Source organism: Acinetobacter soli (assembly GCF_018139125.1).
In the GTDB taxonomy this organism is placed as follows: Bacteria; Pseudomonadota; Gammaproteobacteria; order Pseudomonadales; family Moraxellaceae; genus Acinetobacter; species Acinetobacter soli.
In genome coordinates, this window is record NZ_CP073241.1 from 823,621 (window position 1) to 840,229 (window position 16,609).

Genomic DNA, 16,609 nt, shown 5'->3' on the forward strand with positions numbered 1-16,609 from the left:
GAACAAAATGCAAAGCCATACCTCGATATTGCTAAAAAGAAAGGCCCATCGTGGGCCTTTTTTGGAGTAGGTTACAACGTGATTAGAAGAAGCCCATTGGTTTAGTTGAGTAGCTCACCAACAAGTTTTTGGTTTGCTGATAATGATCGAGCATCATTCTGTGGTTTTCCCGTCCAATACCAGACTGCTTATATCCTCCAAATGCGGCATGAGCAGGGTATAAATGGTAACAGTTGGTCCAGACTCGACCAGCCTGAATTGCACGGCCCGCACGATATGAGGTGTGTGCAGAGCGAGACCATACACCAGCACCTAAGCCATACATGGTGTCGTTGGCAATCTTAATGGCCTCGTCAAAATCTTTAAATGTGGTGACCGATAGTACTGGCCCAAAAATTTCCTCTTGGAAAATTTTCATGCTGTTGTCACCTTTAAAAATAGTCGGTTCAATATAAAAACCACCATCAACATCGTGACGTGGATCGCCACCCGTCATCAATTGCGCGCCTTCGTTTCGACCAGTATCGATGCAGCCAATAATCTTATCAAACTGTTGTTTAGATGCTTGAGCACCAATCATAGTGTCGGTATCAAGTGGATGACCGGTTTTGATTTTTTTAACCCGTTCGACTGCCAATTCCAGAAACTGATCGGCAATACTTTCCTGTACCAGCGCGCGTGATGGACATGTACATACTTCACCTTGGTTCAGTGCAAACATAGCAAAGCCTTCAAGTGCTTTTTCAAGATAGTCATCTTGCTGTGCCAGCACATCTTCAAAGAAAATATTAGGCGATTTACCGCCCAGTTCGAGCGTAACCGGAATAATATTTTCAGTTGCGTATTGCATAATCATCTGGCCAACTTTTGTTGAGCCGGTAAATGCAATTTTTGCAATTCTTGGGTTGGTCGCCAGTGGACGACCAACCTCGGCACCATAGCCATTTACAATATTGAGTACACCAGGTGGAACTAGATCTTGAATCAATTCCATTAATACTAAGATACTTGAAGGCGTTTGCTCGGCAGGCTTTAATACAATGCAGTTACCCGCTGCAAGTGCTGGTGCAAGTTTCCATGCTGCCATTAAGATTGGAAAGTTCCACGGAATGATCTGTCCAACCACACCGAGCGGTTCATGAAAATGATAGGCAATGGTATCTTCATCAATTTCAGAAATTCCACCTTCTTGAGCGCGAATACATCCTGCAAAATAGCGGAAATGGTCAATCGCCAGTGGAATATCTGCTGCCAGTGTCTCGCGAATCGGTTTGCCGTTTTCCCATGTTTCTGCTACGGCAAGTAACTCAAGATTTTCTTCTAGACGGTCTGCAATTTTAAGCAGTAAATTTGAACGAACAGTCGGTGATGAGCTGTTCCAGTCGGCTTTCGCTTTATGCGCTGCATCAAGAGCAAGCTCGATATCTTCAATACTAGAGCGTGGAATTTGAGTGAATACCTTGCCATCTACGGGAGAACTATTGCCAAAATACTCGCCTTTAACAGGAGGTACCCACTGACCCCCAATAAAATTTTCATATTGTGCTTTAAATTGAACTTTTGAACCGGGTTGGTTTGGGTCGATGTATCGCATATCAGTATTCCTTTGCTTATTATTCATCTATGATTGAAGCATCTACAGCTTTGGTATAAGGTACTTTTGTACATTATTTAATTAGCATAGAAGAAATAAGGTTGGAGAAAGGTTGGAAATAATGAGAATTTGCAAGGGAACGACAAATGTTTACAAAACAGGATTTACTTCACCAGCGGCATACCATTGATAAACTGAGAAATCAAAGTGTATTGACGCCGCAACATGCTGAAAAAATTGAACAAAGTATTGCGAGCTCTTGGCAGCGATCTGCATCTGCCGATATTCCTAAAGAGCGCTTAGCTGCACCTTTGCTCAAACCTGCCTCAAACAAAAATCCCAGTGTTTTAGATGTGGCAATTCAGGCGTGTCAACATGATCTTAAACACGTCGCGGAGCAATCATCGATGGTGATTGCGGTTGCAGATATAGGCAGCACGATTTTATGGGCAGCGCCAAGTGCGCAAATGCGAAGCGCTGCTGAGAAGGTCCATTTTGTTGCTGGTGGTCAGTGGAAAGAAGAGCTTGTAGGGACGAATGCTTTGGCTTTGTCACTTAAAACCCGGCAGTCGAGTTGTGTTTTTTCCAATGAACATTACATGTCTTCTGTGCATGATTGGGTGTGTTACGCTGCGCCAATTTTAGATCCTTATACACAACAACCCGTGGGTGTTGTCGATTTATCTGCCACTTGGAAAAATCACAATGCTTTAGGCATGTTGGCGGCAGAACGTTGTGCTGCCATTATTCAAAATGCGCTTATCGAGCATCAGCGACAGCACTTATTTATTCGTGCTTTTTCTACGCCGCAGATATTATTTAACGGCAAAGCGCTCGTCTTAACGCCACGACAAGTTGAAATTTTAACTATTTTAACTTTATGTCCACAAGGGCTGAATCTGGAAAAACTGCATCATGCACTTTATGGTGAGCGCAAGGTCAGTGTAGGAACGCTCAAAGCTGAAATGTCTCAGTTGCGTGATATTTTGGGTGGCTTACTCGGATCGAGACCTTATCGCTTACTGGCACATGTAGAGGCAGATTTTTTACAGGCAGAAGATGCGCTCAATGCAGGTTATGTCGCTATGGCCTTACAACTGTATACAGGTGTGCTGTTATCCCGCTCGGAGAGTCCATTTATTTGTACATGGCGTGACTGTCTTGAATCACGTCTGAGTGATGCAATTTACAAAGCAAAAGAGCCTGATATGTTGCTCAAGCATCTAGCACGCTTTCCAGAAGCCATAGATGCTGTACAACGATTAACCGAGCTGCTTCCACTGGATCATCCTGCACACCAATTATTGGTCAAATATTATGAAGGATAAGGTCAGTATGAACTGATTTTGCTATTAAGCCATTGAAATAACTTTTGATAGACAGCTTCGCGTACAGCGGGCGCTGATAAGACCAGATCATGTACACCATTGTGGATGCTCTGGATTGTCACATCGCCCTTGATTTTTTTGGCGTATTTGCGAATGTCTTTTACATTTAAAATCACATCACTTTGTGTGACGCTTTTATGCCAGCGTTTCGGATTTTTAGTTTGATGTGAATGCATCACCAGTACAGGAATATCAATATACACACCTTTGTGAATTTCTTTTTGGGCACTATGTATAGCATGTACAAAACTAAGTAAAACGGTCGGTGCAGATACTGGCTTCCAGTTCAGATCAAAATCCCATTCGCCTTTTAGGCTTTGATGCAAACTGGTAACGTACCATCGGTTGAGTTTGCTCGGAAAAGGTTGACGCGGCAATACTCGACCAACCTGACTCAACAGCGGAATTCCCAGTTTCTTTTCGGCAAGACTCAAATTGAACTCATAAAATGGACTGTTTACCCAGAGTGCTTTGATCAGTGAATTCTGACGATAATGTGCAGCATACAAAGTGGCAATTAGCCCGCCAGTAGAGTGACCTGCAAGCAACACTTGATGATGAGATTCTTGCTCGATTAGCTCAAGTGCCCGACTAATTTCGGCATCGTATTCGCGTAAATCGTGCACATTAAAAAATGTTTGATTGGGGAGTTTAGAGCGGCCATATTTGCGTAAATCAAGGGCGTAAAAATCATAACCATGTAGATTAAATTGCTCGGCCATTTCTTTTTGAAAAAAATAGTCAATATAGCCATGAATATATAGCACAGCCTTATCAGTAGTATGATTGGCTTTTTTTCTTACCAGTGTGGCGATCACTCGACCTTCATAATCGTCAGGAAAATTCAGGATTTGCTGTTCATAGCCTTCACCTAAGAGATCGGCGCTGTAATCTGACATTCTTGTTTTTTCTATTGAATCATGATGTGTTCATCGTTATCTGAAATTTAAACTTTGTCAATTACGACATGTGAATAAAAAAAGGGAATATCCATGATGGAGATATTCCCAAAATCCGAGTAAGTTGGTTGGAGAGAACCTACTCAGAAGAGGATTTTTACTGTTTAAGCCAGTTACAATGCTGCTTTAAACATCTCGACCACTTGTGCATGCGTTGCTTTACGTGGATTTGTAAGCATACAGGCATCATTTTGTGCATTTTCTGCCATAACTGCCAAATCTTCTGGTTTAACGCCCAATTCTGTTAAACCAGATGGTATACCAATTGAAGAAGACAACTCACGTATCGCATTAATCGCTGTATATGCCGCGGCAGTGGTACTCAAGCCTTGAGTACTTACACCCATCAGTTCTGCAATTCGGGCATAACGTTCAGGGCACGCAATTAGGTTGAATTCACAAACATGGGGCAATAAGATGGCGTTACATACGCCGTGCGGCAGATTATAAAAACCACCTAATTGATGTGCCATGGCATGTACATAACCCAATGAGGCGTTGTTAAATGCCATTCCTGCCAGATACTGAGCATAGCTCATGGCATCGCGCGCTTCGATATCTTCACCGTTGGCTACTGCGGGTCTGAGCCATTGACTGATCATGCTAATAGCTTTTTCTGCACAGGCATCGGTAATGGGGTTGGCTGCTGTCGATACATAAGCCTCAACCGCATGTGTCAAGGCATCCATCCCTGTGGCAGCGGTCAAGCCTGTCGGTTTTGCAATCATAAGTTTAGGGTCGTCTATGGCAATCAATGGTGTGCAGCGCCAATCGACAATTGCCATTTTTACGTGCGTATCTGTATTGGTGATGATACAAAAGCGTGTCATTTCAGAAGCGGTACCTGCTGTAGTATTGACTGAAATCAGCGGCGTCATTGGGACTTTGCTTTTATCAATTCCTTCATAGTCACGGATGTGACCACCGCCGGCAGTCACCAGTCCAATGCCTTTGGCACAGTCATGTGATGAGCCGCCTCCTAAAGACACAATAAAATCACAGTCATTGTGAGTATAGGCCTCTACACCACGATGTACATTGATGTCGGTCGGATTAGGTTCTGCACCTGAAAAAATATGACTTTTTACACCGGCGCTATGTAGATATTCTGCAATTGTGTCGGCTACACCAAATTTAAAGAGGCCTTCATCGGTCACAATTAGAGCTTTTTTTGCTCCTAAATCAATTGCTTTATTTCCAATTTCTTTGGCACATCCTGGACCAAAAAGTGAAACGCTCGGGATGAAAAAACCGTTGGTTTGATCTGCAATTTGTTTAAACGCCATTGAGATATTCCTTATTCAATCTGTTTATGTCTTGTTATCTAGGTGTCCTTCACCATGTCACTAGTATTATCTGAGCGTAAAATAATGTGTACCTACCAAACACCTACCAAGAATTTTTGAATTAAGGTTTTGTATTTTAAGTGATATTTTAATCGATTGAGCTTTAGCATTTTACTTTTATGTCAAAGTCGTTAAGCTATGTGCTCGTTGTTAGAAGTCGTTGGATTATGAAGCAAGAAACTGCACTGAAGTTATTAAAAGCCGGAGAAAATGTATTCCTAACGGGCTCGGCCGGTGCAGGTAAAACCTATACACTTAATCAGTACATTCAGTATTTAAAGGCGCGTAAGGTGCCCGTTGCCATTACAGCCTCAACAGGTATCGCGGCGACACATATGAATGGTATGACCATCCATACATGGGCAGGTATTGGTATTAAGGATCATCTATCCGATGATGATCTGAAACGTATGAAAGAGCGCAAGTATTTAAAAGAACACCTTGAAAACGCTCAAGTGCTGATTATTGATGAAATTTCAATGTTACATGCCAAACAGCTTAATCTGGTGAATCAGGTTCTGAAATACTTCAAAGAAAGCGACGAAGCATTTGGCGGTATACAAGTCATTGTGGCCGGTGATTTTTTTCAGTTGCCGCCTGTTGGTAAAAATGATGAACGCAACCGCGATAAATTTTGCTTTATGTCGGATGCGTGGGTTGAGGCAAAATTTCGAGTCTGTTATTTGACAGAACAACACCGTCAGGACGATGAAATTTTAAATCAGATTTTAAATGCCATTCGAGCGCAAAATATACAGCCAAATCATAAGCAAGCCTTATTGGCATCGCGTCAGCATGATATTGGGGATACGTTTACACGGCTTTACACCCACAATATGGATGTAGACGCGATCAATTTTCAGCATTTGAATGAAATTGAAAATGATGGCCATCAGTTCAATGCTACATTAGATGGCAATGAAAAATTACTTGAAACATTAAAATCGTCGGTACGCGCGCCCGAAGAGCTTACGCTTAAAAAACATGCCAAAGTGATGTTTGTAAAAAACAACTTCGATATGGGATATATCAATGGCAGTTTAGGCGAAGTGATCGGATTTGAAGAAGACGACGAATTTGGCTTACTGCCTAAAGTCAAAATGACAGATGGAACCACTTTGCTGGTAGAGCCTGAAACATGGTCGATCGAAAACGAAGCCGGGAAGGTGATTGCAAGTTTCCAGCAAATTCCATTGCGTTTGGCTTGGGCGATTACCATTCATAAAAGCCAAGGTATGACTTTGGAAGCCGCAGAAATTAATCTAACCCATACGTTTGAAAAAGGTCAGGGTTATGTGGCTTTATCTCGACTGAAGTCATTAACGGGTTTGCGTTTACTTGGTTTTAACGAGCAAGCTTTGGAGCTTGATACCCTTGCGCTTAAAGCAGACAAGCGTTTTCAGGAGTTGTCTCAAGAGGCAGAAGATCATTTTGCAGAAATTGATTTAACCGATAAGCACAAAGCGTTTATTCGACATTGTGGTGGTACGCTCAATGAAACCGAAATTGCCCGTAACGAGAAAAAACTCGCCAAAGGTGAAAAGCAAAATTATGGCTCCGCGACCTTAGATGAAACTCGTGAGCTATTTGAGGGCGGGTACGACATTCAAGATATCGCCCAAGAGCGAGGGCTCACACCGGCCACCATTATTAATCATCTGGCGCGTTTACACCGTGAGCAAGGACTGGATATTTCGGTGGCCCACCCAGGTGATGAAGTAGTCGAGCAAGTACGTAAATTGTTTAAACGTGTGCAAAAAAGCAAACGGCCAGAAAATTTTAATGACGATGGTTCAATCAAACTCAAACCGATTGTGGATCTCACTAGCCCGAGAATGGGCTATGATCAGGTACGTCTTGCACTGTTATTTATAGAATAGGAAGTCAAACCGTATGCCCCATATTATTGTGGATTATTCGGCCAATATTGAATATTTCGATCCGAAGCAACTGTTGTCTCAAATCAATATCAGCATCATCGAGACAGGCTATTGCGATGCGATAGATATTAAATCCCGTGCCCGAAAAGATGATATCTTTTTGATTGGAGAGGGAGATCATAATCAGGCCTATGTGCATGTCAAAGTTTATTTGCTCTCTGGGCGTACCGAACAACAAAAGACCGAGATTGGTGAAAAGGTATTACAGGCAGTAACTAGCAATCAGAGTTTGATGAATCAGAAAAAACCGATCCAAAGCTGTGTTGAAATTGTCGAAATGCCTCGTCAGCAGTATTTTAAGACAGTGATCACGAATCAATAAAATAAAGAATTTTTGATATTTGTGATGAGCTATTTATGATTTTATAGAAATAAATAGCTTATTTTTAATAAAATAATCGTACGGATTTAAATTTAGAATAATCATGATACCAATAGGCCCAATCTCACTTTTATTTATCATTTTATTTGTTTTTATACCATTGATTGGTGGTGTATTGACACTAATATTATTTGCAAAAGCAGTGATTTTTTGGCTTAAGCATAAAAAACTTTCTGTTCAATTTTTCTCTAAGAAAATTATCTATCTCTCAGTTATTACACTTATATGTGATATATGTGCAGTCTGCGTATTTTATTTTTTTACATCGATTGAGTATGAATTTGAACTTAAAAGTTATTATAAGGAGCAGCGTAGTCATTTTATTTTATCGCAAGATTATCAATATGGTGAACTTTTAGTACCCAAAGGCAGCTTAATTAGTCGAAATGATGCTTTTGACAACGGTGAGCCGCAATTGCCTGTCAGTTTAAGAGGGCTAAAAGCTATTCGTTTTCCACATCCTGTTAAAGTTGCTGGAGTATGGATCATTGCAATGGAGCCCCCTCGACTTGAATTGGCTCAAGATCAATATGTGATTCCAGTTGGACGCTCTAACACTGGTACAACAATCAATCAACATCATTCAAAGCATCATAAGCAGCAATCATTAGTAACGTGTTCACGTGGTGATTTGGTTGTAGTCGATATTCCATCGATTGAATATGACATTATAAAGGAATTTGGTAAACCTGAGCCTGATGGTCCGAGTGCGCGTTTTCGACCTAGCGAATGGATAATAACAGATTGTGAAAAAGGTCAGGGACCAATTGAAGTAAGCCCTGAATTTAAAGAAAGTATGCCTAAAAAACCTTGGTATTTATTTTAAAAATTTAATCGTTTAGATATCTTAATTGTTAAAGATGGAATTATTTATTTTGTTTTAATTATATCAGCTTAATATAAAGTGTCATGGAGTATTTAAGCGGAAGATCTTGATCGCCGCTTATTTTAATCCTATTGATAACTAGAAAATTATTACAAAGCATGATTCCAGATCATAACGAATGCTTTAAGTAAAAGGTATGAAAACATCAATCATCAGAAATTAATTCAATACGCGCATACTGTTCAATCAAGTTTGCATCGAGCATATGGATATAATCCATAAACATAATATTAAAACTCCCCACCGTTTGTGCTTGATCAAAAGCAAGTTTTCCGGCAATTGCAAAATGCACATGCGCAGTAATTGCCGCCAAATGAACAGGTGCAACAGCACAGTATGCTGCGACTAAAGCACCAAGTGCACAACCTGTTGCAGTGATGCGTGGCTGTAAATGGCTACCACCTTGAATTTTGACAATGCAGGTCATTGCATTTGACAAGATATAATCGGTTTCACCTGAAATCGCCACACAACTGGTTTTAGTTAAAAGGTGCTGGGCGTGATGAAACATCTCATCGCTTTTGAGGGTACTGTCTACACCTTTAGATTGGGTCAGGCGCCCTGCAAGGGCACTAATTTCAGAGGCATTACCGCGAATAACCGAGGGGTGATACTGTAATAGCGCATCGACAGCGTCACTTCGCCATTTGAGAATTGGCCCGTATCCTACAGGATCGAGCACCCAAGGAATGTGATGTTTGTGCGCCGTTTGAGCCGAAATCATCATGGCCTGCATCTGCTCTGTGGTCGGGGTACCAGTATTGATGCTAAGTGCGCCACTAATTTGGGTAAAACTCTCAGCCTCAAATGGATTGTCAATCATTGCAGGTGAGGCACCCGCTGCCAGCAAAACATTTGCCGCATAGTTGGCTGCCACGCTATTGGTAATACATTGTACCAGCGGTGCTTGTGCCTGTAATTTTTCCCAAGTATCAATAACATGTTCAATAATGTTGCATGAGTTATACATGGCTGACCCCTAAAAAGAAAAAGCTTACTTGGTAAAATAATGATCTTGATGTTTGCAGTTTCGGCAAATTAACGACACATAATCTGTCGCATCATAATCGACCTCAAGGTCGTTTGAACCACAATTCATACACCGTTTTAAAGAAAAAAAGTTAAGGCGCGGCTCAATCTTGCGCCATGCTTTCCATATCGGTTGTATAAAGATGCGTTCATCATAAGATAAAAACCGATACAAAAATATCTGACTCATTTTACTTAAGGGTAAATTCATGGGTCGAGGTAAAGTTGAGGTTTCCCATCGTTCTGTAATGGCACGCTCTCGATATTGTTCTAGCGTTTTTTTTAGTAAATTGGTATTGATGAAGCTTTCATTACGTGGCTGAAGCGCTTTTTGGGTATACAGATACTCTAATGCAGTCTGGATCAGATAGTAAATCTGGCCCACTGCCAAACCATCAAGAAGTTTATAACAAAATTGCTGGAAATGACGGTTGCCTGCAATTTGTATATTCCATGTTCGACAGTACATTTGCATAAATTGCACAATTTCTTGATACAACAATTCAAACAACACGTTTTTGACGTCTTTTGTCGTTTTATAAGGAATTCCCATACTTAGATTTTCATAAAACCAATGTCTGAGCTGTTGTACGATACTAAACAAGCTAGGGTCGGAGTAGCCATCGAGTCGAACCCTCAAATAAGCAATCTGTTGTTGTTCATCAAGATGTTCAGGAATAACCAAAATACCTAAATGCAGCAGCTCTTTATACAATGCATTGTTGAAAAGATAATGTGGGCTGATGCTGTGGTACTTAATGGCATGCCAATGTACAAATTCATCGTGCGGAATATTTTCCTGCACATGATCATCTAGTAAAGCCAACAAAAACAGTTTGTGCATCAAGCTCAAGTCTTCAAGATTGAACACTTTGTCATCTTTAATCTGGTTTTTTTTCTGCTCTTGCTGACGAGCTCGTTTAATCATTTTTTTGCGTTGTTCGGTACAGCTTATGCAATGGCACACACGCTTATGATCTTGAAATACACGATGCTGACAATGGCTGCATTCTTGAAATTGAACATCCTGCTCATACTCTTCTGCCTCAACCCAAAACATAGCGGCTTGGCACAGTGGGCACTGACTACTTTCATCAAGTTGTTTTTGCAGAATATTCAAAATAACACTCAGGTAAAGAACGAGAGTTGAATTATATCGTGTCTGTTCAAATTGTGACATCTAGATTTACAGATCAAATGATCAGATCAAAGCTCTCTATAAATAGAACACACAAAAAAGGCTCAAAGTTAAATCTTTGAGCCTTCTACTTTACATAAATTTAAACAGGGCAAGGCAAAGATTCATCGTGTTGGCCACGTTTTTTGGCTGCAATAAGGGCTTTGACCTTGCGCGAAGGTGCTTTTTCTTTGCCCAAAGCATCGTAAGTGTTCACAATGGCTGTGACATCCTGCGCGGTAATTTCAATTCCTTCTGCGGTCATGAACACCGCAATAACATTGGGACAAACGCCAGCACTGTGCAAATCATGAATGGCTTTGATATTTTCAACGCGATGTAAGTGTTGTGTGAGTTCCATATCGATCATCTCTTCGACATTATGTATTTTATATTGGCCAACTTGGTCTTGCTAATACAAGCAAAAAACGTGCACAAAATGTAATCGAAACTTAAAAATGTAAGTCGGCGTTACAATGAAATAGATTGTCTTACTTTCAGCCAAAATTAAACAAAGCAAAAGAAAGAGCTAAAAAACTCAAGCCAAACAAAACGTTTTTTGAGCATTTGTACGTACTTACAATTGAAAAATAATTCGATAAGACGCATCTTAATTTTAAATTGAAACTTCGCAGACACATTGATTAAGTTGGCGTATGATCAAATGCATACACAATAATGACTGATGCCATGCATAAGGGCAAAATAGGAAAATATATGAATATTGCGGCAAACCCTCATATTTCGGCAGATCAAACGGTTTATCTTAAAGATTATCAACAGCCATCTTTCTTGGTCGATTCGATCAACCTTGATATTCAGGTACACGATGATCATACGCACGTGTTTTCTACACTGGTGATGAAAAGAAATAGTGCAGGTGATTTAGTGCTGTTGGGGCGTGATCTTGAACTGGTATCGATTAAATTAAATGGCGAGCTGCTTAACAGTGAAGATTACACGCTTGATGATGAGCAATTGGTGATTACCAATGCACCAGATCAACTCACGGTTGAAACCCAAGTGGTAATTCATCCAGAAAGTAATACCCAGCTAGAAGGTCTGTACAAAGCCGGCGATTTGTTTGTCACGCAAAATGAACCAGAAGGTTTCCGCAAAATTACCTTTTATCCTGACCGTCCAGATGTATTGTCAGTATTCACTACACGTGTTGAAGCCGATAAAAAGTATCCTGTATTACTGGCTAACGGTAACTTGCTTGAAACGGGTACCGTGGGTGAAGACCGTCACTTTGCCATCTGGCAAGATCCAACTAAAAAACCAAGTTATTTATTTGCCTGTGTGATTGGTGATTTGGCTGTACTGAAGGATCGATATACGACTTCCGAAGGCCGCGATGTTGCACTTGAAATATATGCTATCGAAAAGGATATTCCAAAATGCAAAATTGCCATGGAAGCACTTAAGCATTCTATGCGTTGGGATGAAGAGCACTATGGCCGTCCATACGACTTAGACAATTATATGATTGTAGCGGTCAGCCAGTTCAACATGGGGGCTATGGAAAACAAAGGCTTAAATATTTTTAATACCTCTTGTGTGCTGGCCGATGAAGAATACACCACCGATGCCGCGATTATGCGTGTACAGTCCGTGATTGCACACGAATACTTTCATAACTGGACTGGGAACCGTATTACTTGTCGCGACTGGTTCCAGTTGTGCCTTAAAGAAGGTTTAACCGTTTTTAGAGATCAGTCATTTTCTGAAGACCTTCAATCTGCTGCGGTACAACGCATTGACGATGTCGCGGTAATCAAAGCGCATCAATTTCCAGAAGATGCTGGTCCGCTTTCGCATCCACCACGTCCAGATCATTTTGTGGAAATTAATAACTTTTACACCGCTACAGTGTATGAAAAAGGTGCCGAAATTAACCGAATGATGGCGACACTTCTTGGCAAAGAAAAGTTCCGCCAAGGCACCGATGAGTATTTTAAGCGCTTCGATGGTCAAGCAGTTACGGTTGAAGACTGGATTGATGCACTTTCAGCTGGATCGGGTGTCGATTTATCCGCCTTTTTGATCTGGTACAACCAGCCGGGAACACCAAAGCTCGAAGTTGAGAGCGAATATCTCCCTGATCAGCGCATCTATCGTTTGAACTTTAAGCAAAGTCTTAAAGCGCATCCTAAATATCCAAATTTAAAGGCCGTGCCTATTCCTGTTGCTTTGGCGCTGTTTAACCCGCAAACAGGTGAACAATACACCTTAAATAGTCCAGATTTGTTTGAAAATCAGGTGAAAGACGGTGTGTATTTATTTGATCAAGATCACGCAAGTATTGAGTTTTCAGGTGTCGATCAGCCGCCTGTCGTTTCGTTACTACGTAACTTTTCTGCACCGGTGAATCTGGTCTTTAATTATACCGATGAAGAGCTGGCATTTTTAATTCAGCACGAAACCAATGGATTTAATCAGTGGCAGGCGAGTCAAACCTTACTTGAGCGCATTTTATTGCAAGAACACTCGGTTGAGCCTTATATCGACGCCATTCAAAAAACGTTACCTACGCTAGTACGTCAGGATCCATTATTGGCGTCACGACTTTTTGATGTTCCAACAGAGGGTTATTTGGGAAGTCGTATCGATCACAATTATCAGCCTGAGCAAGTGCAGGAAAAGCGTAATTCTGTTTTAGAAACCCTAGCGCGTGCATTAAATGGGTTCTGGAAAGAAACCTATTTAGCGTTGAATCCAGCACTACAACACGATTTCTCTCAAGCAATGGGAGAGCGTGCGCTTAAAAATATCATGCTCAGCATGATGGCGCGCCAAGGTGATGATGAGGTGTTCGAGCTGGCTTATACCCAGTATCAAACAACTGGTAACATGTCAGAGCGTTTAGGTGCGTTACGCGTACTGGTCTGGAATGATGCGCCTCAGGCACAGCAGGCACTTGATGACTTCTACAACCGTTATAAGGATGAGGCGCTATCGCTTGATCAGTGGTTTATGATTCAGGCGGCGAATCCTAATGCTACAGCAGAGACTATTCGTACACTTACTCAGCATCCTGATTATGATTTGGGAACACCAAACCGTGTACGCTCGGTGAGTGGTGGTTTGAGTAATAATCCTGTCAATGCATGGAGTTATGGGGTAGAGCACTATATCGATTTGGCTCAGTATTTTGACGAAAAAAATCCGATTTTAGGCTCACGCCTCTTACAAGTATTATCTCGCTGGTACACCTTGGCCGAGCCGCATAAAACGCGTGTAAAAGAAGCACTTCAAGCACTACAACCTAAAGTTAAATCCAAGAACGTAAAGGAGACACTCAATAGTATTTTGAGTGTCTAATCGTATCAGTTGTCAGTGAAATGATAAACGGGACTTCCATTCTTGTGAGGTCCCGTTGTAATTTGAAAGCTGGATTTTCATAAACAACAACGACTTTTATTCAAAAGGATATTATTCAATGAAAAAGAATATTTTATGGGCTGCTTTACTGCTGCCATTAGCAGCATGTTCGTCTTATCCGCATTCAGGTGAAAAAATGCCAAAAATCGGTATGCCTAATCCGGCCAGCCAGTATTGTGTTGAGCAAAAAGGAAAGCTGGAAATTCGCAATGGACCAGAAGGGCAAACGGGTTATTGCCACTTGCCAAATGGACAAGTCGTTGAGGAGTGGGCATTATTTCGTTCTCAACAAAAAAATTGTATGCCAGATGAAGCCCAAAAGCTTGTTGGACAGTCGGGTTTGACTGATGAACAGATTAAACAGGTATCACGTGCACAAATTGTACGCAATATAGCACCCGGGCAGCCAGTGACCATGGATTATCGTGAAAATCGTGTCACTGTGGTTACCGATCCTTCAACCAAAAAAATTGTAAAGGTAAGTTGTGGTTGATTTGACCTATTTTTAATGTTTTAAAAATAATTAAATAGTCATGCAATCTTTGAAATATAAGATTGCGTGGCCTTTATAATCTATCGACCTGAATTATTCACTCGAATAGTGGATAGAAAGAGATAGATATATTTTACGAAGCTATACTTGGTTTCAGAATAAATGTTTCATTATATTTAATAATTTGACAGTCATTATACAGAGTTGTTTATATTGAATAACCAATTGACTCAACTACTTTCTTGTTTAACTTATAAGCATATGCCATTTTGAAATGAATTTTTCGCCATTAGGCATAGCAACATTGTCAAAGGAATATTCAATTTTAGTGTGACAGATTACATAAGCTAGGACGCAGCGCTGTTATCGATAGGATGCACTTTCAACAATTATCTTAGTGATTAATTTTTTGGAGGTCAGATGAATCATCTACAGTTTTTGCTGTTAAAACTTTCTGAGGAATGTCATCAAATTGGAAAGATTGCATCAGATAGCGCACAATTGGGTTTACTCAACGCCAATCCTGAACAAGGAGAGCGTAATAAAGCATGCTTACACAGCAGGTTGAATCACTTAAATGCCATCCTTTTACTGTTGAATGAATCATACAATCTGGATTATCGCCCAGATGTAATGCAAATGAATAAATCTCAGGTCAAAATCAATAAAGATTTAAATCATGCGATTGGTTCAGGTATGGTCACTTTACACGTGCCATTTCAACAATGGCACGATGCCGAATTAAAACAACAAAAATGAAAAAGCCCTGAATTGATCAGCGCTTTTATAAGTTTGAAAAAAAATTATTTTTTTACGATCATCACAGGGACCACACTTTCACTGGCGACTTTTTGTGCGACACTACCTAAAACAAATTTTTTCAGCCCTGATCGGCCGTGAGAACCCATAATAATCAGATCGGCATTTACTTCATCGGCAATATTCAAAATGCCAGTCGCAGTTGGTTCTTCGCGAATGATTTTAACGTCCGTGTCGATTTGATGTGCGAGAAACTGTTGCTGAATCTGCTCAAGATGCTTTTGAGCATGTGCTTCGGCATCCATAAAGTGATTGGTAATCGCGGGGGCTACCTTATAAAAATCGACACCAACAAATGGATCGACTGCCACAACACTCATGACTGTAACTCGACTGCCAAAAGCTTGAGCAATAAAAAGTGCATGCCGGGTAGCAATTTCTGAAAGTTCCGAATCATCAACGGGAACAAGAATGTGTTGGTAGCTCATGTTATTCTCCTTTATTACTCTTTTTAAAACTTAAATTACATTTTTAGCTTAACATACTGTCTAAAAGATAAAGCCTATTTAGAAGTTTTTTAGAGATAAAATTTCATATAATCAACAAATTAAACACGAATTACCAACACTAAGTTTTGTTATATACATCCAAAAAAAAGCCCGCAAGTAATCCTTAACGGGCATCTTTTACTGCGCAAAACGCAATTAGTTTTTAAGGGCAGGGGTTGCTGCTGCAATCGCATCCGCCACGGCATCATCTTCACTACGGTTTTGTTTGGTGGTTGAACGAGCTGGCTGTTCTTCCGTATTCGCCGTTGAAACTTCCGTTTTCGGTTCGGCTTTTGGTTCTTCTTTCACTGGCGTTTCAACAGGTTTTGCGGCATGGTGCTGCTCACGACGAATCTCTGTTGTGGTATTTGGTGTTTCCATACGCTCAATTACGACCGTCTGTTCTGTGGTCGACTGTTGGTTTTGTGCCTCTTGAAGCGGTTTAAGCTCAGTTGGTTGCTGCTCCTGAGTGCTTGTTTCCATTTGAGACTGATTTTCATCTTTTGGTTGTTCTTTTTTTGAACAAGCCGTTAAAAATAAGCCAGCAGCAATCAATCCACAAATTAAGAATTTTTTATTCATGTGTGTACAAATTAAATCTAGAAATAGGTGCGCCTATTATAACAATAAAAATCGCTATGAAAATCCTCGTTACAAAGTCTAATTTTCCGATAAAAATGCTGCTAGAATAGCCAATTGTTTATTGTTCTAACATTTGATGCTG

15 protein-coding genes are annotated in these 16,609 nt (G+C 40.6%); 7 read left to right on the top strand and 8 right to left on the bottom strand.

Annotation, left to right across the window (positions count from 1 at the left end; translation table 11 throughout):
- Positions 1–82: 82 nt before the first annotated feature.
- Positions 83–1,594: an acetaldehyde dehydrogenase ExaC gene (exaC, locus tag KCV09_RS03720; protein WP_004937243.1), complete on the bottom strand. Its 1,512-nt coding sequence runs from the start codon at positions 1,592–1,594 to the stop codon at positions 83–85.
- 146 nt (positions 1,595–1,740) lie between these two features.
- On the opposite strand from exaC, the gene KCV09_RS03725 reads away from it, so the two are divergent.
- Complete coding sequence (locus tag KCV09_RS03725; protein ID WP_004947029.1) at positions 1,741–2,922, top strand: hypothetical protein; 1,182 nt, start codon at positions 1,741–1,743, stop codon at positions 2,920–2,922.
- A gap of 2 nt (positions 2,923–2,924) precedes the next feature.
- On the opposite strand, the gene KCV09_RS03730 is transcribed toward KCV09_RS03725, so the two are convergent.
- Both KCV09_RS03730 and mdh read right to left on the bottom strand, forming a co-directional pair.
- Positions 2,925–3,881 carry an alpha/beta hydrolase gene (locus KCV09_RS03730; RefSeq protein ID WP_149929915.1) on the bottom strand — a complete coding sequence of 319 codons (957 nt, stop codon included), beginning with the start codon at positions 3,879–3,881 and terminating at the stop codon, positions 2,925–2,927.
- Positions 3,882–4,054: 173 nt separating this feature from the next.
- Positions 4,055–5,227: an iron-dependent methanol dehydrogenase gene (gene mdh, locus KCV09_RS03735; protein ID WP_212515551.1), complete on the bottom strand. Its 1,173-nt coding sequence runs from the start codon at positions 5,225–5,227 to the stop codon at positions 4,055–4,057.
- Between the two features lie 227 nt (positions 5,228–5,454).
- Here mdh and KCV09_RS03740 point away from each other — a divergent pair, with 227 nt between their 5' ends.
- The 3 genes from KCV09_RS03740 (at position 5,455) to KCV09_RS03750 (ending at position 8,435) form a co-directional block, all read left to right on the top strand.
- On the top strand, positions 5,455–7,167 hold the full coding sequence (locus KCV09_RS03740; RefSeq protein ID WP_004947036.1) for an AAA family ATPase: 1,713 nt from the start codon (positions 5,455–5,457) through the stop codon (positions 7,165–7,167).
- 13 nt (positions 7,168–7,180) lie between these two features.
- Positions 7,181–7,549 carry a 5-carboxymethyl-2-hydroxymuconate Delta-isomerase gene (locus KCV09_RS03745; RefSeq protein WP_208477634.1) on the top strand — a complete coding sequence of 123 codons (369 nt, stop codon included), beginning with the start codon at positions 7,181–7,183 and terminating at the stop codon, positions 7,547–7,549.
- A gap of 103 nt (positions 7,550–7,652) precedes the next feature.
- Positions 7,653–8,435, top strand: coding sequence for a hypothetical protein (locus KCV09_RS03750; RefSeq protein ID WP_151868553.1), 783 nt, complete (start codon positions 7,653–7,655; stop codon positions 8,433–8,435).
- A gap of 205 nt (positions 8,436–8,640) precedes the next feature.
- Here the strand turns inward: KCV09_RS03750 and thiM are convergent, their stop codons facing one another.
- From thiM to KCV09_RS03765, 3 genes are all read right to left on the bottom strand, one after another.
- Complete coding sequence (gene thiM, locus KCV09_RS03755; RefSeq protein WP_004937253.1) at positions 8,641–9,465, bottom strand: hydroxyethylthiazole kinase; 825 nt, start codon at positions 9,463–9,465, stop codon at positions 8,641–8,643.
- 24 nt (positions 9,466–9,489) lie between these two features.
- Complete coding sequence (locus KCV09_RS03760) at positions 9,490–10,704, bottom strand: TFIIB-type zinc ribbon-containing protein (protein WP_212515552.1); 1,215 nt, start codon at positions 10,702–10,704, stop codon at positions 9,490–9,492.
- A gap of 100 nt (positions 10,705–10,804) precedes the next feature.
- Entirely contained in the window at positions 10,805–11,062 is a 258-nt protein-coding gene (locus KCV09_RS03765) for a hypothetical protein (RefSeq protein ID WP_111812565.1), read from the bottom strand.
- 356 nt (positions 11,063–11,418) lie between these two features.
- Between KCV09_RS03765 and pepN the strand changes: the two genes are divergently transcribed.
- The 3 genes from pepN (at position 11,419) to KCV09_RS03780 (ending at position 15,337) form a co-directional block, all read left to right on the top strand.
- Entirely contained in the window at positions 11,419–14,025 is a 2,607-nt protein-coding gene (gene pepN / locus KCV09_RS03770) for an aminopeptidase N (RefSeq protein WP_212515553.1), read from the top strand.
- A 118-nt stretch (positions 14,026–14,143) separates the two neighbouring features.
- Positions 14,144–14,578 (top strand): I78 family peptidase inhibitor, encoded by a 435-nt coding sequence (locus KCV09_RS03775; protein ID WP_025095165.1) that lies wholly within the window; start codon positions 14,144–14,146, stop codon positions 14,576–14,578.
- Positions 14,579–14,998: 420 nt separating this feature from the next.
- Positions 14,999–15,337, top strand: a complete 339-nt coding sequence (locus tag KCV09_RS03780; RefSeq protein ID WP_025095164.1) for a hypothetical protein — start codon at positions 14,999–15,001, stop codon at positions 15,335–15,337.
- A gap of 44 nt (positions 15,338–15,381) precedes the next feature.
- On the opposite strand, the gene KCV09_RS03785 is transcribed toward KCV09_RS03780, so the two are convergent.
- Both KCV09_RS03785 and KCV09_RS03790 read right to left on the bottom strand, forming a co-directional pair.
- Positions 15,382–15,825 (bottom strand): universal stress protein, encoded by a 444-nt coding sequence (locus tag KCV09_RS03785; protein ID WP_004937265.1) that lies wholly within the window; start codon positions 15,823–15,825, stop codon positions 15,382–15,384.
- Positions 15,826–16,041: 216 nt separating this feature from the next.
- Positions 16,042–16,467, bottom strand: coding sequence for a hypothetical protein (locus tag KCV09_RS03790; RefSeq protein ID WP_004947060.1), 426 nt, complete (start codon positions 16,465–16,467; stop codon positions 16,042–16,044).
- Between the last annotated feature and the right edge of the window lie 142 nt (positions 16,468–16,609).